This is a genomic window from Streptomyces sp. HP-A2021, assembly GCF_022807935.1.
Lineage (GTDB): Bacteria > Actinomycetota > Actinomycetes > Streptomycetales > Streptomycetaceae > Streptomyces > Streptomyces afghaniensis.
In genome coordinates, this window is sequence record NZ_CP094344.1 from 8201046 (window position 1) to 8225735 (window position 24690).

Annotated in this window: 29 protein-coding genes; 15 read left to right on the top strand and 14 right to left on the bottom strand. The window is 72.1% G+C overall.

Annotated elements, in window-relative coordinates:
* Nucleotides 1-32: 32 nt before the first annotated feature.
* Entirely contained in the window at nucleotides 33-1724 is a 1692-nt protein-coding gene (locus tag MQE23_RS37010) for an AMP-binding protein (protein WP_243381407.1), read from the top strand.
* On the top strand, nucleotides 1721-3184 hold the full coding sequence (locus MQE23_RS37015) for a salicylate synthase (protein WP_243381408.1): 1464 nt from the start codon (nucleotides 1721-1723) through the stop codon (nucleotides 3182-3184). The genes MQE23_RS37010 and MQE23_RS37015 overlap by 4 nt, the downstream gene beginning before the upstream one ends.
* A gap of 54 nt (nucleotides 3185-3238) precedes the next feature.
* On the opposite strand, the gene MQE23_RS37020 is transcribed toward MQE23_RS37015, so the two are convergent.
* From MQE23_RS37020 to MQE23_RS37035, 4 genes are all read right to left on the bottom strand, one after another.
* Complete coding sequence (locus MQE23_RS37020; protein WP_243381409.1) at nucleotides 3239-3781, bottom strand: GNAT family N-acetyltransferase; 543 nt, start codon at nucleotides 3779-3781, stop codon at nucleotides 3239-3241.
* 190 nt (nucleotides 3782-3971) lie between these two features.
* Nucleotides 3972-4379 (bottom strand): hypothetical protein, encoded by a 408-nt coding sequence (locus tag MQE23_RS37025; protein WP_037667113.1) that lies wholly within the window; start codon nucleotides 4377-4379, stop codon nucleotides 3972-3974.
* Nucleotides 4376-4558 (bottom strand): hypothetical protein, encoded by a 183-nt coding sequence (locus MQE23_RS37030; protein ID WP_128092466.1) that lies wholly within the window; start codon nucleotides 4556-4558, stop codon nucleotides 4376-4378. Before MQE23_RS37030 ends, MQE23_RS37025 begins: the two co-directional genes overlap by 4 nt.
* 78 nt (nucleotides 4559-4636) lie before the next feature.
* Complete coding sequence (locus tag MQE23_RS37035) at nucleotides 4637-4981, bottom strand: hypothetical protein (RefSeq protein WP_243381410.1); 345 nt, start codon at nucleotides 4979-4981, stop codon at nucleotides 4637-4639.
* 204 nt (nucleotides 4982-5185) lie between these two features.
* Here MQE23_RS37035 and MQE23_RS37040 point away from each other — a divergent pair, with 204 nt between their 5' ends.
* The 3 genes from MQE23_RS37040 (at nucleotide 5186) to MQE23_RS37050 (ending at nucleotide 6799) form a co-directional block, all read left to right on the top strand.
* Nucleotides 5186-5488, top strand: a complete 303-nt coding sequence (locus MQE23_RS37040) for a hypothetical protein (RefSeq protein WP_243381411.1) — start codon at nucleotides 5186-5188, stop codon at nucleotides 5486-5488.
* Nucleotides 5489-5633: 145 nt separating this feature from the next.
* A complete protein-coding gene (locus tag MQE23_RS37045) occupies nucleotides 5634-6389 on the top strand; it encodes a HipA family kinase (RefSeq protein ID WP_020270160.1) in 756 nt (251 codons plus the stop codon).
* Nucleotides 6386-6799, top strand: coding sequence for a DUF3037 domain-containing protein (locus MQE23_RS37050; RefSeq protein ID WP_243381412.1), 414 nt, complete (start codon nucleotides 6386-6388; stop codon nucleotides 6797-6799). The genes MQE23_RS37045 and MQE23_RS37050 overlap by 4 nt, the downstream gene beginning before the upstream one ends.
* Before the next feature lie 15 nt (nucleotides 6800-6814).
* Here MQE23_RS37050 and MQE23_RS37055 read toward each other — a convergent pair whose 3' ends face one another.
* Nucleotides 6815-7261 (bottom strand): hypothetical protein, encoded by a 447-nt coding sequence (locus tag MQE23_RS37055; protein WP_020270158.1) that lies wholly within the window; start codon nucleotides 7259-7261, stop codon nucleotides 6815-6817.
* A gap of 229 nt (nucleotides 7262-7490) precedes the next feature.
* Here MQE23_RS37055 and fabG point away from each other — a divergent pair, with 229 nt between their 5' ends.
* The 5 genes from fabG (at nucleotide 7491) to MQE23_RS37080 (ending at nucleotide 12198) form a co-directional block, all read left to right on the top strand.
* Nucleotides 7491-8252 (top strand): 3-oxoacyl-ACP reductase FabG, encoded by a 762-nt coding sequence (gene fabG, locus MQE23_RS37060; RefSeq protein ID WP_020270157.1) that lies wholly within the window; start codon nucleotides 7491-7493, stop codon nucleotides 8250-8252.
* 21 nt (nucleotides 8253-8273) lie between these two features.
* Nucleotides 8274-9026, top strand: coding sequence for an SDR family oxidoreductase (locus MQE23_RS37065; RefSeq protein ID WP_020270156.1), 753 nt, complete (start codon nucleotides 8274-8276; stop codon nucleotides 9024-9026).
* Between the two features lie 198 nt (nucleotides 9027-9224).
* On the top strand, nucleotides 9225-10811 hold the full coding sequence (locus tag MQE23_RS37070; protein ID WP_020270155.1) for an ABC transporter substrate-binding protein: 1587 nt from the start codon (nucleotides 9225-9227) through the stop codon (nucleotides 10809-10811).
* Nucleotides 10812-10901: 90 nt separating this feature from the next.
* The gene (locus MQE23_RS37075; protein WP_037667108.1) at nucleotides 10902-11585 is read left to right on the top strand and encodes a uracil-DNA glycosylase; all 684 of its coding nucleotides are present in this window, start codon (nucleotides 10902-10904) and stop codon (nucleotides 11583-11585) included.
* Nucleotides 11586-11682: 97 nt separating this feature from the next.
* Nucleotides 11683-12198: a hypothetical protein gene (locus MQE23_RS37080; protein ID WP_243381413.1), complete on the top strand. Its 516-nt coding sequence runs from the start codon at nucleotides 11683-11685 to the stop codon at nucleotides 12196-12198.
* A gap of 254 nt (nucleotides 12199-12452) precedes the next feature.
* Here the strand turns inward: MQE23_RS37080 and MQE23_RS37085 are convergent, their stop codons facing one another.
* From MQE23_RS37085 to MQE23_RS37095, 3 genes are all read right to left on the bottom strand, one after another.
* Entirely contained in the window at nucleotides 12453-12965 is a 513-nt protein-coding gene (locus tag MQE23_RS37085; protein ID WP_243381414.1) for a hypothetical protein, read from the bottom strand.
* 135 nt (nucleotides 12966-13100) lie between these two features.
* Nucleotides 13101-13613, bottom strand: a complete 513-nt coding sequence (locus tag MQE23_RS37090) for a DinB family protein (RefSeq protein WP_243381415.1) — start codon at nucleotides 13611-13613, stop codon at nucleotides 13101-13103.
* A gap of 44 nt (nucleotides 13614-13657) precedes the next feature.
* Nucleotides 13658-14248 carry a TetR/AcrR family transcriptional regulator gene (locus tag MQE23_RS37095; RefSeq protein WP_037670646.1) on the bottom strand — a complete coding sequence of 197 codons (591 nt, stop codon included), beginning with the start codon at nucleotides 14246-14248 and terminating at the stop codon, nucleotides 13658-13660.
* 107 nt (nucleotides 14249-14355) lie between these two features.
* Between MQE23_RS37095 and MQE23_RS37100 the strand changes: the two genes are divergently transcribed.
* Both MQE23_RS37100 and MQE23_RS37105 read left to right on the top strand, forming a co-directional pair.
* A complete protein-coding gene (locus MQE23_RS37100; RefSeq protein ID WP_243381416.1) occupies nucleotides 14356-15540 on the top strand; it encodes an FAD-dependent monooxygenase in 1185 nt (394 codons plus the stop codon).
* A gap of 13 nt (nucleotides 15541-15553) precedes the next feature.
* Entirely contained in the window at nucleotides 15554-16459 is a 906-nt protein-coding gene (locus tag MQE23_RS37105) for a Gfo/Idh/MocA family oxidoreductase (RefSeq protein WP_037670640.1), read from the top strand.
* On the opposite strand, the gene lnt is transcribed toward MQE23_RS37105, so the two are convergent.
* A complete protein-coding gene (gene lnt / locus MQE23_RS37110) occupies nucleotides 16383-17948 on the bottom strand; it encodes an apolipoprotein N-acyltransferase (protein WP_243381417.1) in 1566 nt (521 codons plus the stop codon). The genes MQE23_RS37105 and lnt overlap by 77 nt on opposite strands.
* A gap of 140 nt (nucleotides 17949-18088) precedes the next feature.
* Nucleotides 18089-18559: a nuclear transport factor 2 family protein gene (locus tag MQE23_RS37115; RefSeq protein ID WP_020274197.1), complete on the bottom strand. Its 471-nt coding sequence runs from the start codon at nucleotides 18557-18559 to the stop codon at nucleotides 18089-18091.
* 92 nt (nucleotides 18560-18651) lie between these two features.
* Here MQE23_RS37115 and MQE23_RS37120 point away from each other — a divergent pair, with 92 nt between their 5' ends.
* Nucleotides 18652-19254, top strand: a complete 603-nt coding sequence (locus MQE23_RS37120) for a DUF4291 domain-containing protein (protein WP_020274196.1) — start codon at nucleotides 18652-18654, stop codon at nucleotides 19252-19254.
* A gap of 16 nt (nucleotides 19255-19270) precedes the next feature.
* On the opposite strand, the gene MQE23_RS37125 is transcribed toward MQE23_RS37120, so the two are convergent.
* The 3 genes from MQE23_RS37125 to MQE23_RS37135 all read right to left on the bottom strand — a co-directional run bounded on the left by MQE23_RS37125 (nucleotide 19271) and on the right by MQE23_RS37135 (nucleotide 21056).
* The gene (locus tag MQE23_RS37125) at nucleotides 19271-19450 is read right to left on the bottom strand and encodes a hypothetical protein (RefSeq protein WP_082319952.1); all 180 of its coding nucleotides are present in this window, start codon (nucleotides 19448-19450) and stop codon (nucleotides 19271-19273) included.
* A gap of 97 nt (nucleotides 19451-19547) precedes the next feature.
* A complete protein-coding gene (locus MQE23_RS37130) occupies nucleotides 19548-20423 on the bottom strand; it encodes an undecaprenyl-diphosphate phosphatase (protein ID WP_020274194.1) in 876 nt (291 codons plus the stop codon).
* Between the two features lie 162 nt (nucleotides 20424-20585).
* The gene (locus tag MQE23_RS37135; protein WP_243381418.1) at nucleotides 20586-21056 is read right to left on the bottom strand and encodes a helix-turn-helix domain-containing protein; all 471 of its coding nucleotides are present in this window, start codon (nucleotides 21054-21056) and stop codon (nucleotides 20586-20588) included.
* Nucleotides 21057-21149: 93 nt separating this feature from the next.
* On the opposite strand from MQE23_RS37135, the gene MQE23_RS37140 reads away from it, so the two are divergent.
* Nucleotides 21150-22319 carry a thiolase family protein gene (locus MQE23_RS37140; RefSeq protein WP_243381419.1) on the top strand — a complete coding sequence of 390 codons (1170 nt, stop codon included), beginning with the start codon at nucleotides 21150-21152 and terminating at the stop codon, nucleotides 22317-22319.
* Nucleotides 22320-22341: 22 nt separating this feature from the next.
* Here MQE23_RS37140 and MQE23_RS37145 read toward each other — a convergent pair whose 3' ends face one another.
* Entirely contained in the window at nucleotides 22342-23133 is a 792-nt protein-coding gene (locus tag MQE23_RS37145) for a TVP38/TMEM64 family protein (RefSeq protein ID WP_243381420.1), read from the bottom strand.
* 375 nt (nucleotides 23134-23508) lie between these two features.
* On the opposite strand from MQE23_RS37145, the gene tuf reads away from it, so the two are divergent.
* Nucleotides 23509-24678 carry an elongation factor Tu gene (gene tuf, locus MQE23_RS37150; protein WP_243381421.1) on the top strand — a complete coding sequence of 390 codons (1170 nt, stop codon included), beginning with the start codon at nucleotides 23509-23511 and terminating at the stop codon, nucleotides 24676-24678.
* Nucleotides 24679-24690: the final 12 nt, after the last annotated feature.

The window sequence follows — 24690 nt, forward strand, 5'->3', positions numbered from 1 at the left end:
TGATATTCATTTACTACAGTATGACGAGCGGAATGGACAAGCCCCTGCCGAGCAGGACACGACCAGAGGGGGACCACGTGCTCGACGGCTGTACGCCCTGGCCCGAGGAGTTCGCCGCGCGCTACCGGGAGGCCGGGTACTGGCGAGGTGAGACGTTCGACCAGCTCGTGCGGGCCTGGACCCGCGCCCATCCGCACCGCACCGCCCTCGTGCACGGCGAACGACGGCTGGACCGGGCGGAACTGGAGCGTTCCGCCGATCGCGTCGCACGCCGACTGACCGGACTCGGGGTCCGCGCGGGGGACCGCGTGGTCCTCCAGCTCCCCAACGTCCCCGAGTTCTTCACCACCTTCTTCGCCCTCCAGCGGCTCGGCGCGATCCCCGTCCTCGCCCTGCCGCTGCACCGGCGCAGCGAGATCGTCCACCTGTGCCGGCTGTCCCGGGCCGTGGCATACGTCGTCCCGGACGTCCACCAGGGCTTCGACCACCGTGAACTGGCCGCCGAGGTCCTCAAGGAGAGCGCCGACCTGCGGCACGTGCTGGTGGCCGGCGACCCGGGCGCCCACCTCCCGCTCGACGGCCCCGGAGCCGATGACCTGCCCCCGGCCCCGGACGACGCCGCCGAGGTCGCGCTGCTCCTGGTCTCCGGAGGGACGACCGGGCTGCCCAAGCTGATCCCGCGCACCCACGACGACTACGCGTACAACCTGCGAGCCAGCGCCGATCTGTGCGGTTTCGGCCCCGGCACCGTCTACCTGGCCGCGCTTCCCGTCGCCCACAACTTCGCGCTCGGCTGCCCCGGCGTCCTCGGCGCCCTGTACGCCGGCGGCTCGGCCGTGCTCACCGACGAGCCGGACCCGGACGCGGCGTTCGCCCTCATCGAGCGCGAACGCGTCACCGCCACCGCGCTGGTGCCGCCGACCGCCCGCATGTGGGCGGCGGCGACGGAGTGGGGCGAGGCCGACCTGTCCTCGCTGCGGCTGCTCCAGGTCGGCGGGGCCCGGCTGCTGCCCGAACACGCCGCCCAGGTGCGGGCCGCCTTCGGCCCCGTCCTCCAGCAGGTGTTCGGCATGGCGGAGGGCCTGCTCAACTACACCGAACCGGGCGCCCCCGAGGACGTGGTCCTGCACACCCAGGGCCGACCCCTGTCGCCCGATGACGAGATCCGCGTCGTCGACGAGGACGACCACGACGTCCCGCCCGGCACGACCGGATGCCTCCTCACCCGCGGCCCCTACACCCTGCGCGGCTACTACCGGGCCGACGAGCACAACGCCACCGCGTTCACCGCCGACGGCCACTACCGCACCGGCGACCTCGTCCGGCGCACCACCACCGGCCATCTCGTCGTCGAGGGCCGCGTGAAGGAACAGATCAACCGCGGTGGCGACAAGGTGGCCGCCGCCGAGGTCGAGGAGCACCTCGTGCACCACCCGGCGGTCCTGGACACCGCCGTCGTACCGGCCCCGGACGACCTGCTCGGCGAGCGCACCTGCGCCTTCGTCGTCCCCGCACCCGGAGCCACGGCACCCGACCGCAACGAGGCCGCCGCCTTCCTCCGCGAACGCGGCCTGGCCCCGTACAAGATCCCCGACCGTGTCGAGGCCCTCGACGCCCTCCCGGTGACGGCCGTCGGCAAGACCGACAAGAAGGCGCTGACGGCGCTGGCCCGGCAGCTCGCAGCCGGGGGCTCCCGGCGTACCGAAGGGAACCCCCGTTCATGACCGGCACGACCGATACGTCACGCCACTCCGGTACGGCCCGCACACCGGGCACACCCGGTACACCCGGCACTTCGCGGGCCTCCTGGGCCTCCTGGGCCGACAATCTCCCCGCACCGGGCCCCGGGCACACCGTCGATTCCCCCGAGGACCCGGCGGAAGCGGCCGTCCGGCTCGCCCGCGCCGGCCTCGGCGGCGAGTACGTCGTCTACGAACGCACCGGGACCTGGATCTACGCCGCGGGCCCCGCCGCCACCCTCACCCTCGACGCCGAGGGAATCACCGCACGCTGCGGCAACCGGACCGTGGCCCGGCCCCTCGGCGGCGCACCGCTGGAGCAGCTCGCCGACGCGCTCGCGCACCTGCCGCACCAGGACTGGCGGGTATACGGCTGGGCCGCCTTCGAACTGGCCCACCTGCTGCACCCGGGTACGGGGGAGCCGGGACACGACCCACTGCTCCACCTCATGCTGCCGACCACGGAAGTGACACTCACCCCGGGCGAGGCACGCATACGGACCTCCGACCCGGAGCACCTGCCCCTCATAGCCAAGGCCCTGGCCGGCCCCACAGGGCAGACGGGCGAGGCCGCCCTCGCCGACGCGGAGGAACTGCTTCGGGCCGGGCCCGGCCCGTACCAGCACGCCGTCGCACGCACGACCGCCGACATCAGAGCGGGAATCCTCCAAAAAGCCGTACTCTCCCGCCCGTTGCGGCTGCCCGCGCACACCGCCCCCGACCTGACCGCCACCTACCTGGCAGGCCGCCGGGCCAACACTCCGGCGCGGTCCTTCCTGCTGGACCTGGGCGGCTGGCGGGCGGCGGGCTTCAGCCCCGAGACCGTCGTCGAGGTCGAGGCGGGCACCCGTCGCGTCTCCACCCAGCCGCTCGCCGGCACCCGCGCCCTCGGCACGCGTCCCGAGGAGACCGCGCGCCTGCGGGCCGACCTGCTCGGCGACCCCAAGGAGATCCACGAGCACGCCCTCTCCGTGCGCCTGGCGGTCGACGAACTGACCGGGATCTGCCGTCAGGGAACGGTCGTGGTCGAGGAGTTCATGACCGTCCGGGAACGCGGCTCCGTACAGCACCTCGCCTCGCGCGCCACGGGACGCCTCGCCGACGACCAAGGCCCCTGGGGCGCGTTCGCCGCGCTGTTCCCCGCGATCACCGCCACCGGCTGCCCGAAACCGGAGGCACTGCGCACCATCAGCCGCTACGAGAGCGAGCCCCGGGGGCTGTACGCCGGGGCCGTGTTCGCCGCCGACGCCGACGGCTCCCTCGACGCGGCACTCGTCCTGCGCACGGTCTTCCAGCGCGACGGGCGCGGCTGGCTGCGCGCGGGGGCCGGAGTCATGGGGCAGTCCACACCGGAACGGGAATGGGAGGAGACCTGCGAAAAGCTCCGCAGCGTGGCCCCGCACTTGCGCCGCAGCCCGGACGCACCGCCCGCGGAGCCGCGATGAGCCGGGCCGGAAGGCCGACGGATCTCAGCGTACAGAAGGAGAGTTGGCGCGAGTTCAGAGACTGAGGCACATCAGGATGTCGTCACGGTCGTCGCCAGGGGCCACGCGCAGCGCACCTGGCCATCGGCCCACCTCCGTCCAGCCCAGGCTCCCGTAGAAGTGCTCAAGGCCGAGCCCCTCTCGCGCACTGAGCTGCAACCGCTCCAGCTTCATGTCCTCGGCGGCGATCTCCCGGACGCGGGTCATGAGGGCGGTGCCGATTCCCCTTCTGCGGAAGTGGGGGTGGGTCTGGACGTGGTTGACCACTCCGCAGTGCGCGATCAGGGGGTGAAGGTCCCGACGAATGATCAGCCAGCCCGCAAGTGACCCGTCCACGGTGGCGACGAGCAGCCTGCCGCGCTCCGGATCGAGTCCGGCGATGAGCCGTTCCGCCGCCGGAGCGACGTCCCGCACGCTGACCGGAGGCAGGGGGATCCCGGGCGCGATCACCGCGCCGCCCGCGTTGATGACGGCTTTCCAGCAGTCGACGAGCTGTCTTCTCAAACCCGGCGTGATCTCGTGCGGCCGGGTCATCTGCAGGAACTCGGGCACCGTCATGGGGATCAGCCTTCCAGACGTGCCGGCGGATCAGGACGGCGGTGTCGGCGCCGAGGGCCGGCGGAGTGCTCGCACTCTTCATCCGGAGTCGGCGGCGGTTCTCCCGTCAGACGATACGGCGCTCGACTCTTCAAGGTGGGCGGCCGCGATGAGGGCGCGGCTGCCCACCAAGTCGGCGGCAGGCACCGGCTCACCGGCCTGCACGGAGCCGTGCCTCGCGCGGTGGGCGGATGAACTGCAGTTCCAGTGTGGCCGGGGGCTGCGCCATCCCGGGACCGCCGTCGGCGGCCCAGCGCAGGACGTCGTCCGTGACGTCGTCGTCCATGGCGAAGCCGATCCAGGTCACCCGGCCGCCGGCCCGGCGTCCGGCGGCGGAGGGCTGGACGACGATGACGTTGGCCTGGTCGCAGGGGCCGAGGCAGTCCGTCGTACGGACCTGGAAGCCGTGCTCGGCCGCCCCGGCGCGCAGCCGGTCCAGTTGCCAGGCGTGGTCGGTGTCAGGGTGCTTGCGCGCGTTGCCGCAGCAGCAGCCCCGGCAGACGACGAGCGTGCAGGGGCGAGCGCGCGCCGCGCCGACGGTCACCGTACGCGGGCTCACAGGCTGGTCCTGGAGGGCACCCCGTACGCCCGGGCCCGGCCGTCCCGGTGGGCGGCGATGAGCAGGTGCGGCCCGGCCGAGGCGAGCGCCTCGACGGCCGCGCCGTCCCCGGCCGACTCGCATGCGGGGCCGAGGTGTTGCTGCGGGGGTCCGGCGGCGAGCGCAAAAATGAAATCCATATCCACATGAACGATAGCTCATGTGTGAGTGGGTTCGCGAGGCGAGGTGGGTCGACGTGCCGGGCCGTGCGCTCGGCGTCAGCGCACGCGCCGTTCCTCGAGCGGTGCGGCCCGCAGTCCTGCGGCGGCGTCGCTCGGCAGGTGCGGGGTGTGGCCCACGAGCCGGGCGGAGTTGGCGACCACGGCGATGCTGCTGGTGTTGTGCAGCAGGGCGGCCAGAACGGGGTTGATGGAGCCTCCCGCGCTCGCGACGAGGCCGGCGAGGTTGACGCCGATGGGCAGGGTGTGCCAGCTGAGTTCGACGACGGCCGCGACCTGGCGCAGGTCGTTTGAAACCCTCCTGCCGTGCGCGCCGCTCGCCGAGCGCGACCAGGGCACCGGAGAGGTCGACCGCGTCGACCAGCCCGCCGGCGCCGACCGCACGGGCGGCACTCCTCGGCGCCTGCGCTGAACACTGGGGTGCCCGGGGGTATCGCCCGACTGATGTCAGTGGAGTTGCGGTGATCCGCGTGTGAAACCTGGGTGGTGGCTCGGCGATCCATGCAGGAGTCGCTATATGTTGATGTCGCGATTCGTCGTCCGGGGCAGATCCGCGGGCGGCCAGAAAGGCAAGCGAGGAGTCTCCCCATGTCCACCGCCACCGACCACCGCACGCACGAGGGGCACGCGCACACCCACGGTGAGGGCTGCGGCCACGTCGCCTTCCCGCACGGCGACCACACCGACTACGCGCACGACGGCCACATCCACCGGGTCCACGGCGACCACGTCGACGAGTGCGCCCCTGCCGGTCACGCCACCCACGAGGCCCACGACCACCAGCACGGTGAGGGCTGCGGCCACGTCGCCGTGCCGCACGAGGATCACACCGACTACCTGCATGACGGCCACCGCCACGCCGCTCATGAGGGGCACTGGGACGACCACTGACGGATCACGCGCCGCGTCCGGGCCGCTCCTCGCCCGTGATCACCCTCGGTTACTATGCTCACTTCATGCCGGACGCCGTGAGCAGGGGACGCACCCGGCGGAGTCGGTCGGATGGCAGGGCTGAAGAGACGGGTGGCCGGGGGACATGCTGAAAGAGGTCACCGCGACCCGCTACATCACGCCCCTGCGCGAGGGCGGTTCGCTGCCGGGACTCGTCGAGGCCGACGACTTCGGTACGTACGTCCTGAAGTTCAGCGGCGCGGGACAGGGGCGCAAGACGCTCGTCGCCGAGGTGGTCTGCGGGGAACTGGCCCGCCGGCTCGGGCTGCGCGTGCCACGCCTGGTCACGGTCGAGCTCGACGCGGAGCTGGGGCTCGGCGAGCCCGACCAGGAGGTGCAGAGCCTGCTCAGGTCCAGCGGCGGCACCAACCTCGGCATGGACTTCCTCTCCGGCGCGCTCGGCTTCGACCCGCTCGCCTTCTCGGTGACTCCCGAGGAGGCCGGGCGGATCGTCTGGTTCGACGCGCTGGTCAACAACGTCGACCGGTCCTGGCGCAACCCCAACCTGCTGATGTGGCGGGGCGAGCTGTGGCTCGTCGACCACGGGGCGACCATGATCTGGCACCACAACTGGCCCGGCGCCGAGGCCTCCGCGGCCCGCCCATACGACGCCTCCGACCATGCCCTGGCGCCCTTCGCGCCCGATGTCGCCGCCGCGGCGGCCGAGTTGGCGCCCCGGGTCACCGGGGAACTGCTCGCCGACGTCACCGCGCAGATCCCGGACGCGTGGCTGACGGACGAGCCCGGCTTCGACACGCCGGACGACCTGAGGCGGGCCTACGCGCGGTCCCTGCTCGCACGGGCCGCCGTCATCCACGACCGCATCCAGGGGATCGAGTGAGCGACCGCCACATCATCAAGGGCGGGCCGCGCGACCGCCAGATCTACGAGTACGCCGTCCTGCGCGTCGTCCCGCGCGTCGAGCGCGGCGAGTGCATCAACGCCGGGGTGCTCGTCTACTGCCGCGCCGAGTCCTACGTCGGCGCCCGCACCCACCTCGACGAGGCCCGCCTGCTGGCCCTCGACCCCCGGGCCGACGTGGCCGGGGTCCGAGCCGCCCTGAGGGCCGTGGAGGGACTGTGCGCGGGCGGAACCGCGGCCGGCCAGGCGGCTTCCGACGACCCGGGCCGCCGCTTCCGCTGGCTCGTAGCCCCCCGCTCCACGATCGTCCAGCCCGGCCCCGTGCACACGGGCCTGACCACGGACCCGGAGGCGGAGGCCGAGCGTCTGCTGGACCTGCTGGTGAGGTGACGGACGCCCCCGGCGTCAGCGTCGGCGGCGCTTCACCGCGTAGCCCGCGGCGACGGCGGCACCCGCCGCGAAGGTCAGACCGATGGCGACGTCCCAGTCGCTCGGCCCCGAGGCCACCGCACCCCCGAGCCCGCCTCGCACGCCTCGGGTCGGGGCGACGGTGGGTGTGGCGGTCACGGGAGGGGAGGGGGTGACGGAGTGACTGGGCGAGGCGGGGGGCGAGGTGGTGGGGGAGATGACACCGTGGTGGGCCAAGGCCTCACACGCGATGCCGTCGTCAGGGCCCTGGTCCTCGTCGAGTCTGTTGGGATCACTGGGATCCGCGTCGAAGACGGCCTGCGCGTCCTCCTGGAAGGAGAAGTCGCGGCAGTCCAGGTCCTGCCGGGCATGAGCGGGGTCGGCCAACGGCACGATCGCGGCGATCGCGAACAGCGTGCCTATGGCACCGGTACGACGGCGCATGGAGTGCTCCCTTCCGGCCACGAGTGGCTCGCGCTCCGACGCTAGGCGGCGAGAGGCGCGGCGGCGCGCGGCCGTGAGCCGATCGGGTGTTCCGGAGGGCGCCGCCGGGCAGGGTGGGCCCGGGTGATGGATCACATGCCGAGCGTGGCCGTTGACACCGCGTGCCAGGGCTTCTAGCGTCACACCCACTGAAGGTACTAAGCGGTCGCTCACCTGAGGAGAAGCACTCATGTCCACCACTGAGCAGCGGGTCGCCGTCGTCACCGGTGCCGCGCGCGGGATCGGCGCCGCCACCGCCGTACGACTGGCCGCCGAGGGCCGCGCGGTCGCCGTGCTCGACCTCGACGAGGCGGCCTGCAAGGACACCGTCGAGAAGATCACCGCCGCCGGTGGCAAGGCCATCGCGGTCGGCTGTGACGTCTCGGACGAGGCGCAGGTCGAGGCGGCCGTCGCGCGGATCGCCGAGGAGCTCGGCGCGCCGACGATCCTGGTCAACAACGCCGGCGTGCTGCGCGACAACCTGCTGTTCAAGATGAGCGTCTCCGACTGGGACACCGTCATGAACGTGCACCTGCGCGGCGCCTTCCTGATGTCCAAGGCCTGCCAGAAGCACATGGTGGACGCGGGCTTCGGCCGGATCGTCAACCTGTCGTCGTCCTCGGCGCTGGGCAACCGCGGGCAGGTCAACTACTCGGCCGCCAAGGCCGGTCTCCAGGGCTTCACCAAGACCCTCGCCAAGGAGCTCGGCAAGTTCGGCGTCACCGCCAACTCCGTCGCCCCCGGCTTCATCGCCACCGAGATGACCAAGGCGACCGCCGACCGGGTCGGCATGGGCTTCGAGGACTTCAAGGCCGCCGCCGCCACCCAGATCCCGGTGGCGCGCGTCGGCGAGCCGGAGGACATCGCCAACGCCATCGCCTTCTTCACCGGCGAGGCGGCCGGGTTCGTCTCCGGCCAGGTGCTGTACGTGGCCGGCGGACCGCTCGACTAGGGATCACAGGAGCTCACGGACATGACTGAACTCTCCGGCAAGGCCGCGCTCGTCACGGGCGCCAGCCGCGGCATCGGCTACGGCGTCGCCGAGGCCTTCGTCGCACGCGGCGACCGCGTGTGCATCACCGGCCGCAACGAGGACGCCCTCAAGGAGGCCGTCGAGCGGCTCGGCTCCGACCGCGTGATCTACGCGGTGGGCAAGGCCCACGACGAGGCCCACCAGGCCGCTGCCGTCGAGCGCACGATGGAGGCCTTCGGCCGGGTCGACTACCTGGTCAACAACGCCGGCACGAACCCGGTGTTCGGCCCGATCGCCGACCTCGACCTGAACGTGGCCCGCAAGGTCTTCGAGACCAACGTCGTCTCGGCGCTGGGCTTCGCCCAGCGGACCTGGCACGCCTGGCAGAAGGACAACGGCGGCGCGATCGTCAACATCGCCTCCGTCGCCGGCCTGTCGCCCTCGCCGTTCATCGGCGCGTACGGCGTCAGCAAGGCGGCGATGATCAACCTGACCGTGCAGCTCGCCCACGAGTTCGCGCCCGGGGTGCGGGTCAACGCGATCGCCCCGGCCGTCGTGAAGACCAAGTTCGCCACGGCCCTGTACGAGGGCCGCGAGGAGGAGGCCGCGGCTGCCTACCCGCTCGGCCGGCTCGGCGTGCCCTCCGACATCGGCGGCGCGGCGGCGTTCCTCACCTCCGAGCAGTCCGACTGGGTCACCGGCCAGACGCTCGTCGTGGACGGCGGCATCTTCCTCAACGCCGGCACGGGCTGATCTCGCCGACGACGCGGCCCGGCACGGGCGCCCCTGCCCACAGGCGGCGCCCGTGCCGGCGTAAAACCGTCGCAAAGGGCGATGACAACGTCGTCAAAGGTTTATCGATCAAGGAGTCATGTCCCGGGGTGGGGCAGCGCGCACGGCACTGCGGTATGGTCTGCCGACCCTTGGTATGGCAGATCGAGGAGCGTGCGCGTGTTCAACCGGAACCGATGCCTGCGGCGGGTGGCGGCCATCGCGTCCATATCGTCCCTGGTCGCCGGATGCGGCGTGCTGTCGTCCGACACTCCGGAGGACGAGGGGCCGATCGTCGTGGGCACCACCAGTGCCCCCAGCACGCTCGACCCTGCCGCCTCCTGGGACAGCTCCTGGGAGCTGTTCCGCAACATCTACCAGACGCTGCTGAGCTATCCGACCGGCGCGAGCGAGCCCCAGCCGGACGCAGCCGAGAGCTGCGGCTTCAGCGACTCCTCGAACCAGGTGTACCGCTGCCGGCTGCGGGAGGGCCTGAAGTTCTCCAACGGCGACGCGCTCGACGCCCGGGCCGTGAAGTACTCGTTCGACCGGATCCGCAAGATCAACGTCAACGGCGGCCCCGCCGGTCTGCTCGGCAGCCTCGAACGGGTCCAGGCGCCGAACGAGCGCGAGGTGATCTTCCACCTCAACAAGCCCGACGCGACCTTCCCGTTCGTGCTCGCCACGCCCGCCATGTCGATCGTCTCCCCGGAGGCCTACCCGGAGAACTCCCTGCGCAAGGGCAGCGACGTCGTCGGCTCCGGCCCGTACACCCTCGACTCCTACGACGAGGGCAAGGAGGCCGTCCTCGTCCGCAACGACGGCTACAAGGGCTACGCGGAGCGCCGGAACGACGCGGTGACCATCCGCTACTTCCAGGACTCCGGCACCATGGTCAAGGCCCTGCGGGACGAGCAGATCGACGTGACCTACCGCGGTCTGGGCGCCGGTGACGTGGTCGACCTCCAGAGCAAGTCCTCCAAGGAGGAGGAGATCCAGCTCGTCGAGGGCACCGGCACCGACATCAACTACCTGGTGTTCAACCCGAAGAACTCCTGGGCGAACCGCAAGGCCGTGCGCCAGGCCATCGCGCAGGTCGTCGACCGGGCGGCGATCGCCCACAAGGTCTACAAGGACACCGTCGACCCGCTGTACTCCATGGTCCCCAAGGGCCTCACCGGTCACACGACGGGCTTCTTCGACGACTACGGCGACCCGGACGTCGCCAAGGCCCGCAAGATCCTCACCGGCGCGGGCATCAACCAGCGGGTCCCGCTCACCTTCTGGTACACGAGCGACCGCTACGGCTCCGAGACCGCCGCGGAGTTCAAGGAGCTGGAGCGCCAGCTCGAGGACTCCGGCCTGTTCGAGATCACCCTCAAGAGCCGCCCCTGGAAGACGTACGTCGAGGGCTACCAGAAGGGCGAGTACCCGGTGTTCGGGCGTGGCTGGTTCCCCGACTTCCCGGACGCCGAGAACTTCATCGCGCCGTTCGTCGGCGAGCAGAACGCCCTCGGAACGCCCTACCCGGCGCCCGAGATCACCGGCGATCTGCTGCCCCGGTCGCGTCGCGAGAGCGACCGCGCGAACGTGGAGAAGGAGTTCGAGGAGGCCCAGCGGATCCTCGTGGACGACGCGCGGCTGCTGCCGCTGTGGCAGGGCCGGCAGTACGTGGCGGCGAGCCGGGACGTCTCGGGCGCGGAGCGGGCCATGGACCCGTCGACGATCATGATGATGTGGGAGCTGCACCGCAAGACCGCCTGGTAGGCGGGGGCGCGGGGCTTGACGGGCACGTTGTCAGTGGTCGCCGGTAGGTTCTGTGGCCTGGAAGTGACCGCACATCGTGAGGACGTTGACGTGACCGACATCGCCATGCTGCCCGAGTCCTGGCGCGGGGTTCTGGGTGACGAGCTTCAGCAGCCCTACTTCAAGGAGCTGACGGAGTTCGTCGAGGAGGAGCGGGCGAAGGGCCCCGTCCATCCGCCGCGCGAGGAGGTCTTCGCCGCGCTGGACGCCACGCCGTACGAGCGGGTCAAGGTCCTGGTCCTCGGTCAGGACCCGTACCACGGCGAGGGCCAGGGGCACGGGCTGTGCTTCTCGGTCCGGCCCGGGGTGCGGATCCCCCCGTCCCTGCGGAACATCTACAAGGAGATGCACGAGGAGCTGGCCACGCCGATCCCGGACAACGGCTATCTGATGCCATGGGCCGAGCAGGGCGTCCTGCTGCTCAACGCGGTGCTCACGGTCCGCGGCGGCGAGGCCAACTCGCACAAGGGCCGGGGCTGGGAGAGGTTCACCGACGCGGTCATCCGCGCGGTCGCCGGCCGGCCCGACCCGGCGGTGTTCGTGCTGTGGGGGAACTACGCGCAGAAGAAGCTCCCGCTGATCGACGAGTCGCGCCATGTGGTGGTCAAGGGCGCGCATCCGTCGCCCCTGTCGGCGAAGAAGTTCTTCGGCTCGCGTCCGTTCACGCAGATCAACGCGGCGGTGGCGGCGCAGGGACACGAGCCGATCGACTGGACGATTCCGAACCTGGGCTGACGGCTGACGCCCCGGCGGCGTACGGAGCGGCCTCAGCTGGATCCTCCCGGCCTGCGGTTAGCGTCGGGAGGAACAGCGGGCGAGCGGTGCGGAGGGCGTGGTCGTGGAGCGACAGGGACATGCGGTGCCGGATGCCGTGCCTACGCGGATCGGGCAGGTCGTCATGCTGCACCACGCCGGGGACCGGGAGGAGGCCCGGCAGCGGTTCCTGGACCTGTGGGCGGAGATCGGGGAGCACGGCGACCCGCTGCACCGCTGCACCCTCGCCCACTACCTGGCCGACACGCAGGACGATCCCGCCGACGAGCTGGCCTGGGACCTGCGCGCGCTGACGGCGGCGGAGGAGATCACCGCCGCCGGGACGACCGCGGGGGAGGGGGCCCTCGCGGTGCGCGCGTTCTACCCTTCCCTGCACCTCAACCTGGCCGCCGACTACGACAGACTCGGCCACCACGACGCCGCCCGCGCACACCTGCGGCGGGCCCGGGGAGCAGCCGCGGCCCTCTCCGACGACCCCTACGGCGAGGGCGTCCGGGCTGCCATCAGCCGACTGGAGTCCCGGCTGGGCGAGGACGGCGGGGGGAAGTGGACACCGCCGAGGCAGCGACCGTAGCGCCCGAAGCGGCGCGGGCCGCTCGGGGCAGCGGTCGTGGCGCCGGCAGGGGGACGGGGGCCCTTCTGCGGTAGCGGCCGTGGCGCCGACGGGGGCCGGGGCCTTTAGGGGCAGTGGCCGTCTCGGCCCTCCTCTCCCAGTGCGTTCGTCGCCAGGGCCCGGGTGTGGTCGGGACCGCCGTGCCGGCAGGCCACGGCCCAGGCGGCGCGTTCCGGCTGAGCCGGGCCTGCGCAAGGGCCCGCCCCGGGCGTCGTTCAACGCCCGTACGTGTCACGGCAGATCGTCGCCTCCGGGCTGTCCGCCCGCCAGCCCCCGTAGCGCCTGCCCAGTGCGCACACGTCCGTGTTGTTCGGGACGTTCTCCTGGACGTCCCGGCGTACCGACTCCGGGACGTCGGGCAGGCCGGTGTGCGGACGCCGTGGGCTGCGCGGGGCCGGCCCGGGGCGTTCCGGGCGGGCGGGGCGCGGGCGGACGTCGCGGGTGCCGGGCGGCTGCCGCTGCTGTGGCACCGTTGCCGGGGGCGTGGTCAGGCGCGACGGTGACGCGGCCGGCTCCGGGCGGCGGGACGTCTCGATGAGTCCCAGGGCCTCGCGGGCCGGTGCCTGCACGATCTGCGTCTCCGACTGCCGCTCCGGCTGCGGCGCCGACGTCCGGGCCGGGGCCGCCGGCGGCCCGGGAACGAGGGGACGCTGGACCGTCACACAGCCGGAGAGGGCCGAGACAGCCACGGTCACCAGGAGGGTCGCTGTGGTCGTCGTTCGATGCACCCGCGTCACTCTGGTGCGTCCGGCCGGCGGCTGGGCGGCGGACCGGTGGAGGATGCCCCGCACGGGTGATCTCCCGCCCCGTAGGGAGGCAGTCGGCCCGTCCCGGGTGACGTCGTCGGTCCGCCCTGCGTGACGTCAGTCGCCGGTCGAGCCGTCGATGCGCTCGCGGATCAGGTCGGCGTGGCCGTTGTGCCGCGCGTACTCCTCGATCATGTGGGTGTAGAGCCACCGCAGGTTGAACCGCTCGCTGGTACGGCGGTGCTTGCCCTCGGAGAGGTCGTCCAGGCCGAAGCGGGCGGCGTTGCCGCGGGCGGTCTCGATCTCGGCCTGCCACGCGGCGTGGGCCTCCGCATAGGTGTCCGCCTCGGTCAGACGGAACTCGGCGTCCGGGTCCTCGTCGCTCCAGTAGAGCGGCGCCACGTCCTCGTTCGTCAGCACCCGGCGGAACCAGCTCCGCTCCACGTCCGCCATGTGCCGCACCAGCCCCAGCAGGGACAGATCGGAGGGCTCCACGGCAGGGGACCTGAGCTGCTCGTCGGTCAGACCCTCGCACTTCCACGCGAGGGTCTGCCGATGGAACTCCAGCCAGCCCTCCAGCATGGTGCGTTCGTCGGCGGTCGGGGAAGGCATACGGCGTTCGGTCGTCATGCCCGCATCATTTCCCAACGCCCCCCGCGGCACCACGGCTTTTTTCAGGCCCCGACCATCCCGTCCAGCAGTTCCCGCAGCCCGGCCCGCACCTCCTCCAGGCTCGGTACCTCGGCGCCGAACGACCCCGCCACGCAACTGAACATCAGCCCGTCCGCCCAGGCGATCAGGGACAGCGTGTGCCGGGCCGGATCGGTCGAGCCCATCCCGGTGACGAGGGCGGCCAGCTGCTCACGGAAGCGGGCGCCCGTCGCGTCGAAGTAGGCCCGCAGCTCCGGGCGGCGCGTGGCCTCCAGGGCCAGTTCGTAGCGGGCGAGGGTCAGTTCGCGGTTGCGGGTCAGGGCGCGGTGGGTGGCCAGGGCCAGCGCGTCCGCCAGGGAGCCGGTCCCGGCCCGGGGATCCGGCATCTCGTTCAGCGCCAGCACCCGTGCCTCGCGGTCGGCCAGGCGCCGCACCGCCAGTTCCAGCAGGGTCTGCCGGGTCCGGGCGAGGTTCGACGTGGAGCCCTGGGGGAGTCCGGCCGCCTCGTCGACGGCCCGGTGCGTGAGGCCCCGCATCCCGCGCTCGGCGAGCAGGGCGAGGGCGGTGTCGGCGACGAGGTCGGAGCGGGACGGGCCGGCGGTGCGTACGGACATGGAGCCCACGCTACCCGTCTCACTACGGCTGTAGTAAGGTCGAAGTGAACTACAGGTGTAGTTACCGGGCCGGGCAGTAGGTCCGGCCGCCGGTTCGAGGAGGAGCCATGACACAGGCGAGGCGGGCTGTCGTGATCGGCGGCGGAATCGGAGGCCTGACCGCGGCGGCCGCACTGCACCTGTGCGGCTGGCGCGTCACCGTGCTGGAGCGCGCCCGCTCACTGGAGCCGGTCGGCGCCGCCATCTCCCTGTCCCCCAACTCCTTGCGCGCGCTGGACGTCATCGGCCTCGGCGACGAGATCCGCGACCTCGCCGCCTGGTCGGGGGACGGCGGGCTGCGCACACCGTCCGGCCGGTGGCTCTCGCGCTCCTCGGCCGACGCCGCCGCCGAGCGCTTCGGCGGCCCGCTCGTGCTGCTGCACCGCGCCACCCTCGTGGAGCGCCTGACCGCACTGCTGCCCGCGGACGCCGTCCGTACGGACGCCGCCGCGACCCTCGCCGACAGCGGTGAAACCGGCCGGCCCGCCCGCGTCACCACCGCGGACGGCGAGCTGGAGGCGGACCTGGTGGTGGGCGCGGACGGCGTCCGGTCCGCCGTACGCCGCGCGCTCTTCCCCGGCCACCCGGGGCCCGTCTACTCCGGATTCACCACCTGGCGGGTCGTGATCCCCGTCCCCGGTGCCGCGTTCGCCTCGCACGAGACCTGGGGCCGGGGCCGCATCTGGGGCACGCACCCGCTCAAGGACGGCCGCGTCTACGCGTACGCCGCCGCCGTGACACCCGCCGGCGGACGCGCGCCCGACGACGAGAAGGCCGAGCTGCTGCGCCGCTTCGGCGACTGGCACGACCCGGTCCCCGCCGTGCTCGCCGCCACCCGCCCCGAGGACGTACTGCGGCACGACGTCCACCACATCGCCGAACCCCTGCCCGCCTACCACCACGGCAGGGTCGCCCTGGTCGGCGACGCCGCGCACGCCATGCCCCCGACCCTCGGCCAGGGCGGCAACCAGGCCATCGAGGACGCGATCGTCCTCGCCCACCACTGCGACGACCTCCCCGCCTACACCGCCGCCCGGCTGCCCCGTACGACCGCCGTCGCACGCCAGGCCGTGAAGGTCGCCCGCCTCAACCTCATGACCAGCCGCGTCGGGACAGTCGTACGCGACACGGCCCTGGCCGCACTGTCGAAGGCCGGGCCCGCCCTGTTCCTGCGGAGCTTCGACGGCATCGCCGACTGGCGGCCTCCTCAGCAGCCGTATGCTTCCGGGCAGACCCCGGCAGGCAACCGTTAGAGGAGAGCACCCCGTGAAGGTCGGCTGCATCGGACTCGGCGACATCGCGCAGAAGGCCTACCTTCCGGTCCTCGCCTTCCAGCCCGGGTTGGAGCTGCACCTGCAGACCCGCACGCCCGCCACGCTCGACCGGGTCGCCGACGGCCTCCACGTCCCGCCGGAGCGGCGGCACACGACCCTCGAATCCCTCCTCGCGGCAGGCCTCGACGCCGCCTTCGTGCACGCGCCCACGATCGTGCACCCGGAGATCGTGACCCGGCTGCTGGAGGCGGGCGTGCCGACGTACGTCGACAAGCCGCTCGCCTACGAACTCGACGCGTCCGCGCGGCTGGTGGCGCTCGCCGAGGAGCGGGACACGAGCCTCGCCGTCGGCTTCAACCGGCGTCACGCCCCCTGCTACACGCAGTGCGCCGACCATCCGCGCGAGTTGATCCTGATGCAGAAGAACCGCATCGGGCTCCCGGAGGAGCCGCGCACGATGATCCTCGACGACTTCATCCATGTCGTCGACACCCTGCGGTTCCTGGTGCCCGGCGAGGTCGACGACGTCACCGTGCGTGCCCGTGTCCGAGGCGGCCTGCTGCACCACGTCGTGCTCCAGCTCGCCGGGGACGGCTTCACCGCGCTCGGCGTGATGAACCGGCTCAGCGGTTCCGCCGAGGAGATCCTGGAGGTGTCCGGGCAGGACACCAAGCGGCAGGTGATCAACCTCGCCGAGGTCGTCGACCACAAGGGGCAGCCGACCGTGCGGCGGCGCGGCGACTGGGTGCCGGTGGCCCGGCAGCGCGGTATCGAGCAGGCGGTGCTGGCGTTCCTGGACGCGGTGCGGGCGGGCAGGGTGCTCAGTGCCCGGGACGCGTTGGAGACCCATGAGTTGTGCGAGCGGGTGGTACGCGCGGTTCAGGAGCCGACCGCCTGAGCCGCAGCGTCCGCAGGCCCTCACCGGCGGCCCAGGCGGCGAGGATCACCATGGCCGCGTGCACGGTCCAGTCACCGAGGCGCACGTAGGGCGTGGTGCCGTGGGCGAGGGGCACCTCGTAGGTCTGCGTGGCGGACGCGTCCGTCCCGAGCCACGAGCCGACGCGCTGCCCGCTCGGGCCGTAGACGGCGGAGACACCCGTCAGCGTCGCGTGCACCATCGGGCGGCCGGTCTCGGCGGCGCGCAGCGCGGCGAGGGAGGCGTGCTGCTCGGGCGCCCAGCTGTTCTGGAACGTGGACGTCGACGACTGGCCGATCAGCACGTCGGCGCCTTCCCGGGTGAGGTGGCGGGTCATGTCCGGGAAGGCCGTCTCGAAGCACACCATCGGGCCGACGCGCAGGCTGTCCCCCACGTTCATCACGACCGGCTGGGAGCCGCGCATGCGGTCCTCGCCCGCCGCCTTGCCGACGGAGGTGGCCCAGCCGAGCAGGGAGCGGGCCGGGACGTACTCGCCGAAGGGGACGAGCCGCATCTTGTCGTAGCGCTCGCCGGTGAGGCCGTCGGGCCCGACCAGGATGGAGCTCTTGTAGATGCCGGGCTTGTCGGAGCGCCGGGCGTCCACGTTGACCAGGATGTCGGCGCCCGCCGCGCGGGACAGGTCCGCGAGCCGCCGGGCGAGGTCGGGCCGGTCCCCGAGGTCGAAGCCGACGCTGCTCTCGCCCCAGACGATCAGGTCGACGTCCTGTCCGGCGAGCCGGCGGGTGAGCTGTTCCTCACGTGCGAGCCGGTTGCCCGGGCCGTCGATGACGCCGGGCTGGACGACGGCGATCCTGACCTGGCCGTCGACGTCGGGGCGGGGTGAGAGGGCCCAGGCGGCGGAGGTGGCGGCGGCCGTGGCGACGAGCCCGGCCACGGCGGGCACGCGGGCCTGACGGACCGCGACGAGGACGGCGACCGCGACGTTCACGGCCACGATCAGGAAGCTGAGCAGCCACACCCCGCCGATCGAGGCCAGCCGCAGCGCCGGCTCGACCTGCCACTGACTGGAGCCGAGCATGCCCCAGGGGCCGCCGAGGCCCTGCCAGGAGCGGACCAGCTCGACGGCCAGCCAGCCGGACGGCAGGACGACGAGCGCGGCCGAGATCCGCCGCCGCGAGGGCAGGCCTGCCAGCAGCCGGTGCACCTGCCACCCCCACAGCGCCCACAGGGCGCCGAGCAGCGCGGCGAGGACGAACGTGAACACGTGCAGGAACGGCAGCAGCCAGTGGTGCATGGCCAGCATGAAGCCGAACCCGCCGCACCACCCGTCGTAGGCCGCGCGTTTCCCGGTCGGCGCGCTGCGCACCAGCAGGATCCAGGGGACCAGGGCGACGTAGGCGCACCACCACAGGGACGGGGCGGGATAGGCGAGTACGGGAAGGGCGCCCGCGATCACGGCGGCGGCCGAGCGCCGCCACGGGGAGGCGAGCCAGTGGCCGAGCGTCTTCATAGGCGCCTCCTACCCGCGGGTGCCTCCAGTGTGCGCCCTGCGGACGATCTAGGGGGAGTCCACATGGTCCCGCCTGCCCCGCGGCGTCCGGGCGGACGACGGGACTATGCGGACACCCCCTGACAGAGACGCCCGCCGGGTCAGTCGACCACAGGTGCCGGCCGCCGCTCGGGAAGGCGCCGCCATTTCTCCCGGACGACCACCTCGCTCAGCCGCCAGCCGTCGATCGTGCGCCGCAGCCCGAAGGCGTACCGGCCGCCGCAGACGAAGTCGGGCGCGGGCCCTTCGGTGGCCATGGGGTTGACGTAGTCGGCCTGGACCTGGGCCGTGTCGCCGGTGTCCTGCTCCCAGACACCGAAGCGCACCCGTCGGTTGACGATCAGGTGCTGTCGCATCGGGAAGAGCCGCATGCTCTCGGCGAGCCACGCGGCGACCGCCGGGGCCTCCCCTTCGATGCCGCCGGCCGAGCGGTAGTCCGCTCGTCCCTGAGGGACGAACAGTCCCTGGTACGCCTCCCAGTCACCGTCGTCGACCGCCACCGCGTAGTCGGTGATCACTCCGTCGACGGCCAGCCGGTCTCTCACGGTGGCGAGCTCCACGCGCTGCGTCATCGGCTCAGTGTTGGGCACCGGAGGTGCGCAGCCAAGGGGTGTGCGTGATATTCGGTGGCCGGGGAGGGCCCTGGAGGCCCAGCCTGTCCTCCGTGAACGATCAGAACGAACCGAGATTCCGGATACGCGCCCGCCACACCGAGTCCACGATCACCGTCTACCAGGCCTACCGCCCGGAGATCGGCGGCCCCGCCGCCCGCCACGGCCGGTTCCCGTCGTCCTGGAAGCGCGACCGCATGACATGGATCAAGCCGTCGTTCCTGTGGATGATGTACCGCTGCGGCTGGGGCACCAAGGAGGGCCAGGAGACGGTCCTGGCGGTCGAGATCAGCAGCGAGGGCTTCCTGTGGGCCCTGCGCAACGCCTGTCTGTCCCATCACGTACCCGCCCTGCACGGCGACCGGGCCGACTGGAAGCGGCAGTTGAGGCAGGCGCCGGCGCGCGTGCAGTGGGATCCGGAGCGGGACCTGCATCTCAACCCGCTGCCGCACCGTTCGCTCCAGCTGGGGCTCGCGGGGGAGGCGGCGGCACGGTACGCCGACGAGTGGATCGTGGGCATCGAGGACGTCACGCCGCTCGCCACGGAGGTTCACGCACTGGTGCGGGCGGGTGAACTCGACGCGGCCGCCGGGCTGTTGCCCGAGGAGCGGCCGTACCCCGTCCAGGGGGAGGTGCTTGCGGGGCTGTGTGCCTAGAGGGCGGGGGAGGGGGTCAGGCCGCCTTGACGACGGCGCCGCGGATCGCGGCCGCCCACTCGACGACCAGCAGCTCGTACTCCGCGCGCTCCTCGGGCGACAGGGTGCCGCCCGTGCGCCGCCACAGCGCACGGATCTCCTCGTTGACCTCGGCGGCGGACCGCACGGAACCAGGGGTCACGAAATCGGGGGACATGCCGACAAGCGTAGGGGCAGCCACTGACAGCCCGCTACCGGACGGCTACCCCAGCGCTATGCGGTTGGTCACGAGATGCGGGTCACAGACCGCCGGGTCAGCCCGCCGACTCGGCCGCGTGCGGGCTCAGCGCACCCATCGACACCAGGACGATGATGAGGACGCCGAGCGCGATCCGGTACCAGACGAACGGCATGAAGCTCTTGGTCGAGATGAACTTCATGAACCACGCGATCACCGCGTAGCCGACCCCGAAGGCGATGACCGTCGCGAAGATCGTCGGGCCCCACGAGACATGGCCCCCCTCCGTCGCGTCCTTGAGCTCGAACAGGCCGGAGGCGAGCACCGCGGGGATCGCGAGCAGGAAGGAGTAGCGGGCCGCGGCCTCGCGCTTGTAGCCCATGAACAGGCCGCCGCTGATGGTGGCGCCGGAGCGGGAGACGCCCGGGATGAGCGCCATGGCCTGGCAGACGCCGTAGATCAGGCCGTCCCGCACGCCCAGATCCTCCAGGGCCTTGCGCTGCTTGGGCGCGCGGTGCTTGCCGCCGTTCTCGTCGCGTGCCGCGAGCCGGTCGGCGACGCCCAGGACGATGCCCATGCCGATCAGCATCGTCGCGGTGATCCGCAGGTCGCGGAACGGCCCCTCGATCTGGTCCTTCAGCGTCACGCCGAGCACACCGATCGGGATCGAGCCGACGATGACCAGCCAGCCCATCCGCGCGTCGGGGTCGCTGCGCAGCTCCTTGTTCGTGAGCGAGCGCGTCCACGCCGAGATGATCCGCCCGATGTCCTTGCGGAAGTAGATCAGCACGGCGGCCTCGGTGCCGATCTGGGTGATCGCCGTGAAGGCCGCGCCCGGGTCCTCCCAGCCCGAGAAGGCCGCCGTCAGCCGCAGGTGCGCGCTGGAGGAGACGGGGAGGAACTCGGTCAGCCCCTGGACGAGTCCGAGGATGAGTGATTCGAACCAAGACATGAGGTAGCGGAGTCCAAGTGCCGATCGTGGAACGGACGACGGGCACACCGGGCCGCCGGGTGTGATGACCGGGGGATCAGATGTGCCGAGGGGGAAGCGTAGCGCCCCCGGATGGCCGCTCCGACACAGGGGTTTGGCCGGTGCTCCGCGGCAGGGGCGGGATCAGGCCACCGCCGGTCCGGTCACCGTCCAGCCGGGCGCCTGGGGGTGGGCCCTGAGGTCCTCGTGGCGCACCTCGTCGCCGCAGGCCCGGCAGGTGACGACCGGGGCGAGCGCCCGGCCGCAGGAGTGTTCCACGACCATCGGACGGTCGCCGTCCGTCCGCAGATGGCGGTCGCCCCAGGCCATGAGGGTCATCAGCACGGGCTCCAGCTCCAGCCCGGCCCGGGTGGGCCGGTACTCGAAGCGCTGCGGGCGCTCGCTGTAGGGCTGCTTGACCAGGATCCCGGCGTCGACGAGCCGGCGCAGTCGCGTGGCGAGGATGTCGCGCGGTGCGCCGATGTTGCGCACCAGCTGGTCGAAACGGCCGTTGCCCAGGCACACCTCCCGCAGCACGAGCAGCGAGTACTTCTCACCGACCACGGCCAGGGTGTCGGCGATGGAGCAGGGGCGCGGGTCTTTGCTGGCGGACATGAGGCTCAGTGTAGGAGAGGGTTGGAATTTCCAACCCATGGGGCTACGGTGAGTTTGGATTTCCTACTCACCGGTAGCCGTGGAGGCCCGCACATGCGTGACGCAGTGATCGTCGAAGCCGTACGCACCCCGATCGGCAAGGGCAAGCCGAACGGCGCCCTCGCGCACGTCCACCCGGTGGAGCTCCTCGCCCACACCCTGCGCACCCTCGTCGAACGTTCCGGCGTCGACCCGGCGCTGATCGACGACGTCATCGGCGGCACCGTCGACCAGGTCGGCGAGCAGGCCATGAACACCACCCGCTACGCCGCCCTGTCCGCGGGCTTCCCGGAGTCGGTGCCCGCGACCACCGTGGACCGCCAGTGCGGCTCCTCCCAGCAGGCCGTGCACTTCGCGGCCCAGGGCGTCCTCTCGGGCGCGTACGACCTCGTCGTGGCCTGCGGGGTCGAGTCGATGAGCCGGGTGCCGATGTGGTCGAACGTGCCCCCGGGCAAGGACCCCTTCGGCCCCGGGATCGCCGAGCGCTACCCCGAGGGACTCGTCCCGCAGGGCATCAGCGCCGAACTCATCGCCGCCAAGTGGTCGATCGGCCGCGAGCGGATGGACGACTTCGCCGTCTCGTCGCACCACAAGGCGGCAGCGGCCTGGGACGGCGGCCTCTTCGACGCCGAGGTCGCGCCCCTTGAGGGCGTCACGCGCGACGAGTCCGTACGGCCCGGCAGCACCCCCGAGATCCTCGCCGGCCTCAAGCCCGCCTACCACGACCCCGGCTTCGCCGAACGCTTCCCGCAGATCGAGTGGAACGTCACGGCGGGCAACGCCAGCCCGGTCAACGACGGTGCCTCGGCGGTGCTCATCACCTCCAGCGACACGGCGGCCCGGCTCGGCCTGCGCCCGCTCGCCCGGCTGCACAGCTTCGCCGTCACCGGCTCCGACCCGCTGCTGATGCTCACGGGCGTCGTCCCGGCGACAGAGAAGGTGCTGCGCAGGGCGTCGCTGACCCTCGACGACATCGACCTGTTCGAAGTCAACGAGGCGTTCGCGGCCGTCGTACTGGCCTGGCAGCAGGAGACCGGCGCCGACCTCGCCCGCGTCAACGTGCACGGCGGCGCCATCGCGCTCGGCCACCCCCTCGGCGCGAGCGGCACCCGCCTGACGACGACGCTGGTGCACGCGATGCGGGAACGGGGCGCCCGGTACGCGCTCCAGACGATGTGCGAGGCGGGCGGGCTCGCCAACGCCATGGTGCTGGAACGGGTGTGAGCCGGGCGGGCGTAACGGTTTGTCAGAGCTGGCGCAGGCGGTGCCGCTTGCGCCAGGCCACCACCACACCCGCCAGCGCGGGCAGGGCGATGCAGGCCATGGCGATCAGGAAGGCGGGGGACGTCGGGGTGGAGGCGCGGGCGCCGGCGACGACGTAGGCGGCGGTGTTCGGGATCGAGCCGAGGCCCGTCGCCAGCAGGAACGGCAGCAGGCCCATGCGGGAGAACGAGGCGCAGTAGTTCGACGCCCAGAACGGCACACCGGGGAACAGCCGCACCACCAGCATAGAGCGGAAGCCGTGCCGGCTGAGCTGACCGTCCGCGGCCTTCAGCCAGCGCCCCCGCAGCAGCGGCCGCAGGGCGTCCTGGCCCAGCGCGCGCCCCAGACAGAAGGCGATCCCGGCGCCGAGCACCGTGCCCGCCAGCGCCACGCCGGTGCCCAGCTGCGAACCGAACAGTGCCCCCGCCGCGAGGTTCAGCAGCGGCCTCGGCACGAACGCCACGGTGCACACGCCGTACGCCACCGCGAACACCAGCGCCGCCATGGCTCCGCCGAGCTGTGGCGGCCAGCCCTGCGTCAGCAGCCGCTGCGGCTCGAACAGCAGCACCCCGCACGCACCGGCGGCGAGCAGCGCGACGAGCAGGGACAGTCTCGACCACGGGGAGAGCAGAACTCTCGTGCAGCGAGCGGTGAAACCGGTGGACGGGACGGGCGAGGCGGTCGTTGCCGAGGGGACGGCGACGGCGAGCTCCGCGGTGCTGGCCCGGGGAGAGGCCGTGGCGGTGCCCCCAGAGCGGGTGGTGGCATCGAGCATCCGGTGACACTAACCGACAAATGTGTGTGATCGCCGTATGGTTCGTCTCACGAGCGTCACAGGCAGCCGTTCACGAGCGTCACAGGCAGCCGTCCGCATCCCGGCGCGGGACCGACGGGGCGGGCGCCGAAAACCATTCGACGTGCGGTAAAGCGTCGGCAATGATCTGACACATGTTCCGGCACGCCTTCACCCTCGCAGCATCCGTGGTCACGGATGCCCCGAAGGCTGCCGTCGTGGTTGTCACGGCCGTTGCAGACGGCGCCCGAAGCTGACCCTCTCCGGTTCGTCCGGCGGACCCCGCAAGGGGAGGGTCGGGCAGGTCCCCGGGGTCCCACTTTCTTCTTCGCTGACCAGACGCTTCGAGGTACAGCCATGTCCAAGACGGCTTACATCCGTACGAAACCGCATCTCAACATCGGCACGATGGGTCATGTCGACCACGGCAAGACCACCCTCACGGCCGCCATCACCAAGGTCCTCGCCGAGCGCGGCACCGGCACGTTCGTACCGTTCGACCGGATCGACCGGGCGCCGGAGGAGGCGGCGCGCGGCATCACCATCAACATCGCGCACGTCGAGTACGAGACCGACACCCGGCACTACGCGCACGTCGACATGCCGGGCCACGCCGACTACGTCAAGAACATGGTCACCGGCGCCGCGCAGCTCGACGGGGCGATCCTCGTCGTCTCCGCGCTCGACGGGATCATGCCGCAGACCGCCGAACACGTGCTGCTCGCCCGGCAGGTGGGCGTCGACCACATCGTGGTCGCCCTCAACAAGGCCGACGCGGGGGACGAGGAGCTGACCGACCTGGTCGAGCTGGAGGTACGCGACCTGCTCACGGCGCACGGCTACGGCGGTGACTCCGTACCCGTCGTACGCGTCTCGGGACTGAAGGCGCTGGAGGGGGACCCGCGCTGGACGGCGTCGATCGAGGCGCTGCTCGACGCGGTGGACACGTATGTGCCGATGCCAGAGCGGTATCTGGACGCGCCCTTCCTGCTGTCCGTGGAGAACGTGCTGACCATCACCGGGCGGGGGACCGTGGTGACCGGTGCGGTGGAGCGGGGCACGGTGCAGGTCGGGGACAAGGTCGAGGTGCTCGGAGCCGCCGTCGAGACGGTGGTCACGGGGCTGGAGACCTTCGGCAAGCCGATGGAGGAGGCGCAGGCCGGGGACAACGTGGCGCTGCTGCTGCGGGGGGTTCCCCGGGACGCTGTCCGGCGGGGGCATGTGGTGGCCGCGCCGGGGAGTGTGAAGCCGCGGCGGCGCTTCTCGGCGCAGGTGTATGTCCTGTCGGGTCGGGAGGGTGGGCGGACCACGCCCGTCTCCTCCGGGTACCGGCCGCAGTTCTACATCCGGACCGCGGATGTGGTGGGAGTGGTCGACCTCGGTGAGGTGGCCGTGGCCCGACCCGGCGACACGGTCGCCATGACTGTGGAGCTGGGGCGGGAGGTGCCGCTGGAGCCGGGGCTCGGGTTCGCCATTCGTGAGGGTGGGCGGACTGTGGGGGCCGGGACCGTGACCGTGGTCGGTTGAGGTGGTGGGGGG